This is a genomic window from Erwinia amylovora, from assembly GCF_017161565.1.
Lineage (GTDB): Bacteria > Pseudomonadota > Gammaproteobacteria > Enterobacterales > Enterobacteriaceae > Erwinia > Erwinia amylovora.
Map to the genome: position 1 here is coordinate 3800609 of NZ_CP066796.1, position 6787 is coordinate 3807395.

Below are 6787 nucleotides of genomic sequence, written 5' to 3' on the forward strand. Positions count from 1 at the left end.
CACCGTAATGAGTTAGGATAAGCGCCGACAACTTTCTCCGCTTTGGAATCACACCATGACTAATCCCGGGCTGTTACAACGGATTTTTAAACTACAGGAACATGGCACCACCGTGCGTACCGAGGTGATTGCCGGAATTACCACTTTTCTCACGATGGTGTACATCGTATTTGTTAATCCGCAGATCCTTGGCGTGGCCGGCATGGATACCAGGGCGGTGTTTGTTACAACCTGTCTGATAGCTGCTTTCGGCAGCATTCTGATGGGGCTGGTGGCAAATTTACCGGTCGCATTGGCTCCGGCAATGGGGCTGAACGCCTTCTTTGCTTTTGTGGTCGTGGGGGCGATGGGCATTTCCTGGCAGGTAGGAATGGGGGCCATCTTCTGGGGAGCTGTTGGCCTGCTGCTGCTGACCCTGTTCCGTGTGCGCTACTGGATGATAGCGAACATACCGCTGAGCTTGCGCGTGGGAATTACTGCCGGCATTGGTTTGTTTATCGCGCTGATGGGATTAAAGAATGCCGGCATCATTGTGCCAAGTGAAGCCACGCTGGTCACCATCGGTAACCTGACGTCGCACAGCGTGCTGCTGGGAGCGCTGGGTTTCTTTATTATCGCTATTATGGCTTCACGTCATATTCACGCGGCGGTTCTGGTGTCGATTGTGGTCACTACCGCTATTGGGCTGGCGCTTGGCGATGTTAAGTTCAGCGGCATTTTCTCCACGCCGCCTGCCGTAACGTCGGTTCTTGGCCAGGTTAACCTCAAGGATTCGTTAAATGTCGGTATGGCAGGCATCATCTTCTCCTTTATGCTGGTTAACCTGTTCGACTCCTCCGGCACGCTGATTGGCGTAACCGATAAAGCCGGTCTGAGCAATGAAAAGGGCACCTTCCCGCGCATGAAACAGGCGCTGTACGTCGACAGTATCAGTTCTGTTACGGGATCATTGATTGGTACCTCTTCGGTGACGGCCTATATCGAAAGCTCTTCCGGCGTTTCTATAGGTGGACGTACTGGCCTGATGGCGGTGGTGACCGGCCTGCTGTTTCTGCTGGTGATGTTTCTGTCGCCGTTAGCCGCTATGGTGCCAGCCTACGCGGTGGCTGGAGCATTGATCTACGTCGGTGTGCTAATGACATCAAGTCTGGCGCGCGTGAAATGGGACGATCTTACCGAAGCGGTGCCGGCATTTGTCACGGCGGTGATGATGCCATTCAGCTTCTCTATTACCGAAGGTATCGCGCTGGGTTTCATCTCCTACTGTGTGATGAAACTGGGAACCGCACGCTGGCGTGAAATCAGCCCCTGCGTGGTGGTGGTGGCGCTACTTTTCGTGTTGAAGATCGTGTTTATTGACGCGCATTAATCAGCAGAGCGGGTGGCTATTATGTCACCCGCACGCTCAGGAATGATGCAGCTGTTTTTCCGCTGGCAGACTGGTCAGACGCAGCGTACTCGGTGGCATATTTTGCGCATACAGGTTAATTTCTCGCAGTGATTCCCAGCCGTCGTCCCCTTTGAATTCCCACAAATTTAACCTGTCGTTCCCTGGCGAAAGCGCACAAGACCAAACCAGCGAGGGTTCAGCGTCACAGAGCGCCTGGATGTCCGGCCGGTTCATGGAGCGAAGCCTGCCTGATGCAGGGTGTAGCTGAAGTGAGCCCACACTATTAATGTTTTCACCGATCAGCTTGAGAATGCTTTGGCGTAGGGTCCAGAGCTGGGTTGAGGCTTCAATGGCATCATTCTGCGCGTTGACCCACGTTTTTTCGCCCGACGAGAGGTGCGCAAACTGGTTTTCCAACGTTTGGCGGCTGTGCGCCCGCACAATCTCCATATCCAGTCCGGCGCGTTCCCCCTCATCGCCTAACAACACGCCTACGACGTTACCGGCATAGGAGAAACTGAAATCGGGTAAGTCAGGGTCGGAGAAATGTGGACGGCCGTCGCTGCTGACGGTTATCCCGGGAAGCTTGTGGATGCCATAGACCCGAAACATCAACTCTGCGAGCAAAGTTCGGCCTGCCAGGAAGCGGCTTCGCCGTTTCTCGTCAAAAATGGAAGAGTATTCAATAAGCTGTTGCTGGACTCGGTGAACCTTGGGGCTGCATTGCACCAGTGCCCAGCGAGCAAAATGACTTGCCATTTGTCGCTCCATGATAATGGTCGAATAATCATCCCTGTTATTGTAGGAATTTTCTTGCTTTATTTCATCTGGATCCCATTTTTCGGCGTATTCTCAGATTTGGACACCGCACGCTTTTGACCAAAGGGTGGGAACTGACTGTCCCACCCGCAAGGTTATTTTCCAATGCAAAAACTGGAGAAAATGCGCCCCAGCAGGTCGTCGGAGCTGAACTCGCCGGTGATTTCGCTTAGCGCCTGCTGCGCCATACGCAGCTCTTCCGCCAGCAATTCTCCGGCCCGGGCGGCTAATAGCTGGTGTTTTCCCTGCTGCAGGTGAGTAGCGGCTAACTCCAGCGCCTGCAAATGGCGACGGCGGGCGAGAAAACCGCCTTCCATACTACCGTGCCAGCCCATGCTTAACTTCAAATGGTTGCGCAGATTTTCAATGCCTTCACCGGTACGTGCCGAAAGCCGGATAAGTGAGTGACCATTCACTTCAGAAATTTCCCTTATTTCACCAGTGATGTCCGCTTTATTACGCACCACGGTAACCGGTAACGTCTCCGGTAGTCGGGCGATAAAGTCCGGCCAAATCTCTGCCGGATCGGTGGCATCCGTGGTGGTACCATCGACCATAAATAGCACGTGGTCCGCCTGTTCAATTTCATGCCACGCCCGTTCGATACCAATACGTTCCACCTCGTCGCTGGCTTCGCGCAGACCGGCGGTGTCAATAATATGCAGCGGCATACCGTCAATCTGAATATGTTCGCGCAGCACGTCGCGTGTGGTACCGGCAATATCGGTGACAATGGCGGCTTCGCGTCCGGCGAGCGCGTTCAGCAGGCTGGATTTCCCGGCATTAGGCCGCCCGGCAATCACCACTTTCATCCCTTCACGCAGCAGGCTACCCTGGCGTGCTTCGCTGCGTACCGCGTCGAGATCGGCAATTACCTGATGAAGTTGAGCCTCTATTTTGCCATCCGACAGGAAGTCGATCTCTTCATCCGGAAAGTCGATTGCCGCTTCCACATATATCCGCAGGTGAGTAAGTGCTTCCACAAGGTGGTTAACGCGGGTAGAAAAGACCCCCTGTAACGAGTTTACGGCAGAGCGTGCCGCCTGCTCTGAGCTGGCATCAATCAGGTCGGCAATCGCCTCTGCCTGGGCCAAATCCAGCTTGTCATTAAGGAAAGCACGTTCGGAAAACTCGCCAGGATTAGCGATACGCAGCCCGGGTAGCGACAGGATGCGCTTCAGCAACAGGTCGAGGATCACCGGGCCACCGTGGCCCTGCAGTTCCAGCACGTCTTCACCGGTAAATGAGTGCGGGCCGGGAAACCACAGCGCAATCCCCTGATCGAGGGTGCTACCGTCCGCATCGCAGAACGGCAGATAGTCGGCGTGGCGTGGTTTTGGCAGTTTACCCAGCAGTAGCTGCGCGACCCGGGCGGCTTTGTTGCCGGAAACGCGCAGAATGCCTACGCCTCCCCGCCCCGGCGGCGTCGCCTGAGCGACGATGGTATCGCTATGGTTCATGTTGAGTTCTCTTTTCATGCAAAAAATAAGGCGGTCAATTGACCGCCTTATGATAGACATCGTGCCGGGTATTAGCACGGTTTGCGGTGATCCGTTGCCGAATTACGCCTTTTTCTTGTCGCGACTATGCAGACCGCGTTTTTCCAGCCCGCGGTAAATCAGCTGCTGCTGCAGGATCGTGACCAGGTTGCTGACGATGTAGTACAGCACCAGACCTGACGGGAACCACAGGAAGAAGACGGTGAAAATCACCGGCATAAAGGTCATGATCTTCTGCTGCATCGGGTCGGTCACGGTGGTCGGCGACATCTTCTGAATGAAGAACATCGTCACGCCCATCAGGATCGGCAGGATATAGTACGGGTCCTGTGCGGCAAGGTCATGGATCCACAGCGCGAAAGGCGCATGACGCAGTTCCACTGAGCCCATCAGCATGTAATACAGGGCAAGGAAGATAGGCATCTGGATAACCAGAGGCAGACATCCGCCCAGCGGGTTCACTTTCTCTGCTTTGTACAGCGCCATCATTTCCTGGCTCATACGCTGCTTATCGTCACCTAAACGCTCACGCATCGCCTGAATTTTCGGCTGTAGCATGCGCATTTTCGCCATCGATGTGTACTGCGCTTTGGTCAACGGGTACATGATGCCGCGTACGATAAAGGTGATAACGATAATCGAGAAGCCCCAGTTACCGATAAATCCGTGCAGGAATTTCAGCAGCTTAAACAGCGGCTGCGAGATAAACCACAGCCAGCCATAATCCACGGTCAAATCAAGATGTGGCGCAACCGCCGCCATTTTGTCCTGAATTTCCGGGCCAACCCATAGCGTGGCTGCCAGCTGCTGCCGGGAACCTGCAGCAATGGTCACCGGCGCAGATTTGTAGCCGATAGCGGCAATACCGTTACCCAGATTACTGGTGTAGAGGGTGTTGCTGCCGGCAGTCTGCGGAACCCATGCGGTGGCGAAATACTGTTGCAGCATCGCCACCCAACCATTGTTGGTGGTGGTGCTGAGGTTTTCGTTATCGCGGATTGTGTCGAATTTGTACTTCTCGTAGTTAGTTTCGCTGCTGGAGTAAGCCGCACCACGGAAGGTATGCAGGGCAAAGTTGCTGCTGCCGGTATCGCGATGCTTGGGCAGGTCAATCGTCTGTTTCAGCTGACCGAACATCGACACTTCCAGCGGCTGCTGGGTGGTGTTGTTGATCTGATAATCAACGCCGATAGCATATTCACCGCGCTTCAGGACGAAGGTTTTAGTGTAGGAAGCGCCATTTTCAGCGGTGAAGGTCAGCGGGATACGCAGCTCGCTCTGACCATCAGCAAGTTCGAAATGATCCTGACTGCTGGTATAAAGCGGGCGCGTGCCGTTGGCCGGGTTATCCGGGCCGTTACGACCGGTCAGGCCGCTTTGCGCCTGATACAGGAAGCCAGGCGTGGATTCCAGCAGCAGGAAAGGCTGATCTGAATCCAGTTTGTCCGGGTAGGTCAGCAGCTGAGCCTGATCAATGTCACCACCGCGAGTATTGATGTTTAAAGACAGGACATCAGTCTTAACGGTGATCGTTTTGCCCTGGCCGCTGGCAGGTACACCCTGATTGGCGGCATCGCCTGCTGCGCTGGCCGTGTTCTGTGTAGTCTGGGTTTGCAATGGCTGAGGAGCGTTGTCCGTCTGCCAGGCTTGCCAGATCATAAAAGACACGAACAGAAAAGCGATGAGAAAAAGATTGCGTTGCGAATCCATCGTTAATGTTCTCTGGTATCAATGGTTGTGTGGCGGCACCGGGTCGTCGCCACCCGGGTTGAAAGGGTGGCATTTTAATATGCGTTTCATCGCCAACCAACTGCCTTTTATCATTCCGAACCTGCGCAATGCCTCAATACCGTATTGCGAACAGGTCGGATGAAAACGGCAGTGTGGCCCTGACAGCGGACTGATGACGCGTTGATAAACGCGTATCAGCGCGATCAGGAGCCGCGAGCCAGGCGACAATGGCGACGCCATAATTTCTCCAACGCTTCCGTCAGCGCATGGTTATCCAGCTCACCAATACCCTTTTTCGCTACGATCACAAAATCCATCGCCGGAAGTTCATGTTGACGCAGGCGAAAGCTTTCCCGGGTCAATCGCTTGATCCGATTGCGTTCATGCGCGCGTTTAACATGCTTTTTAGCGACGGTAAGACCGATGCGGGGATGCCCCAGCGCGTTCAGGCGGCCGAGAATGGTGATTTGCGGCGTGCCAGCCCGTTGTGGCTGCTGGAAGACGAAAGTGAAGTGAGTGGGAGTTAACAAACGTAACTCCCTGGGAAATGCGAGCTTAACCACTCAGCGGTTAGCTTTTATTACTTAGAAACGGTCAGACGAGAACGGCCTTTAGCACGACGACGTGCCAGAACCTGACGACCATTTTTATTTGCCATACGAGCACGGAAACCGTGTGAACGGTTACGCTTCAGTACGGACGGTTGAAAAGTGCGTTTCATGGCGATTTCTACCTAAACTTGAAAAATTTCACTTGTGACGCGTATCTGGCCCGAAAAAACGACCAACGCCTCAGTGTGTCTTTAATAAAGAGGCGGGATTGTAATAATTGTACAGTCCAGAGTCAATTTACTTCGCGTGCAAAGCGCGTCCTGATTGCCCGTCGTGTCCGGAAAAAGTCATCCAAAAGGGCGATGGCGCACATGCCGGGGCAAGAATTATACGGCGTCCGTTAAAAAGCGCAAGGATCACGCGGGATCTTAAAGCGATCCGACAAAGTCAGATTGACGACAGAAAGGTGATGGCCAGATTTTTTTACACATTGCAGGCGATGAAGGATGCCTTTTGCTGAAGGTGGCGTAAACTTATCCTCGCGATCTGCACCTGTGGATAAATTGGATCAAAACTGTGTAGAAAGTGAAGATCTCTGCGGCGCTTTACGCTATGATCCGCCCTTCCGCTAGCGATCCTCCGGGTCGATCGTTTCCTGAAGCATCACAGATGCCGGGCACGGGCGGAGCAACCGCGGATAGCGGTTCGTATGCGTCTCTTCGGCATGCGTCAACAATGATGAAAATATCGCTTCAGTACCTTTGTTACTTATCGAACTTTTTCGAGTGGAGTCCGCC

6 protein-coding genes and 1 pseudogene are annotated in these 6787 nt (G+C 53.9%); 1 reads left to right on the top strand and 6 read right to left on the bottom strand.

Translation table 11 applies throughout. The features are described from left to right. Window positions 1–55: 55 nt before the first annotated feature. Window positions 56–1369: an NCS2 family permease gene (locus JGC47_RS17255; protein ID WP_004161188.1), complete on the top strand. Its 1314-nt coding sequence runs from the start codon at window positions 56–58 to the stop codon at window positions 1367–1369. Window positions 1370–1405: 36 nt separating this feature from the next. Here JGC47_RS17255 and JGC47_RS17260 read toward each other — a convergent pair whose 3' ends face one another. From JGC47_RS17260 to rpmH, 6 genes and pseudogenes are all read right to left on the bottom strand, one after another. Then, a complete protein-coding gene (locus JGC47_RS17260) occupies window positions 1406–2149 on the bottom strand; it encodes a 4'-phosphopantetheinyl transferase family protein (protein WP_004161187.1) in 744 nt (247 codons plus the stop codon). A gap of 155 nt (window positions 2150–2304) precedes the next feature. Then, entirely contained in the window at window positions 2305–3669 is a 1365-nt protein-coding gene (gene mnmE, locus JGC47_RS17265; RefSeq protein ID WP_013036320.1) for a tRNA uridine-5-carboxymethylaminomethyl(34) synthesis GTPase MnmE, read from the bottom strand. 102 nt (window positions 3670–3771) lie between these two features. Further along, window positions 3772–5418 (bottom strand): membrane protein insertase YidC, encoded by a 1647-nt coding sequence (yidC, locus tag JGC47_RS17270; RefSeq protein WP_004161185.1) that lies wholly within the window; start codon window positions 5416–5418, stop codon window positions 3772–3774. A gap of 2 nt (window positions 5419–5420) precedes the next feature. Further along, a pseudogene (gene yidD / locus JGC47_RS17275) lies at window positions 5421–5679 on the bottom strand (membrane protein insertion efficiency factor YidD). Then, window positions 5643–6002, bottom strand: a complete 360-nt coding sequence (gene rnpA, locus JGC47_RS17280) for a ribonuclease P protein component (RefSeq protein ID WP_004161182.1) — start codon at window positions 6000–6002, stop codon at window positions 5643–5645. The pseudogene yidD and the gene rnpA overlap by 37 nt, the downstream one beginning before the upstream one ends. Before the next feature lie 17 nt (window positions 6003–6019). Then, window positions 6020–6160 (bottom strand): 50S ribosomal protein L34, encoded by a 141-nt coding sequence (gene rpmH, locus JGC47_RS17285; RefSeq protein WP_003023858.1) that lies wholly within the window; start codon window positions 6158–6160, stop codon window positions 6020–6022. Window positions 6161–6787: the final 627 nt, after the last annotated feature.

Coding starts and splice junctions, on each gene's coding strand:
- rpmH (WP_003023858.1), bottom strand. CDS start 6,160: ATGAAACGCACTTTTCAACCGTCCGTACTGAAGCGTAACCGTTCACAC.
- JGC47_RS17260 (WP_004161187.1), bottom strand. CDS start 2,149: ATGGCAAGTCATTTTGCTCGCTGGGCACTGGTGCAATGCAGCCCCAAG.
- yidC (WP_004161185.1), bottom strand. CDS start 5,418: ATGGATTCGCAACGCAATCTTTTTCTCATCGCTTTTCTGTTCGTGTCT.
- mnmE (WP_013036320.1), bottom strand. CDS start 3,669: ATGAACCATAGCGATACCATCGTCGCTCAGGCGACGCCGCCGGGGCGG.
- JGC47_RS17255 (WP_004161188.1), top strand. CDS start 56: ATGACTAATCCCGGGCTGTTACAACGGATTTTTAAACTACAGGAACAT.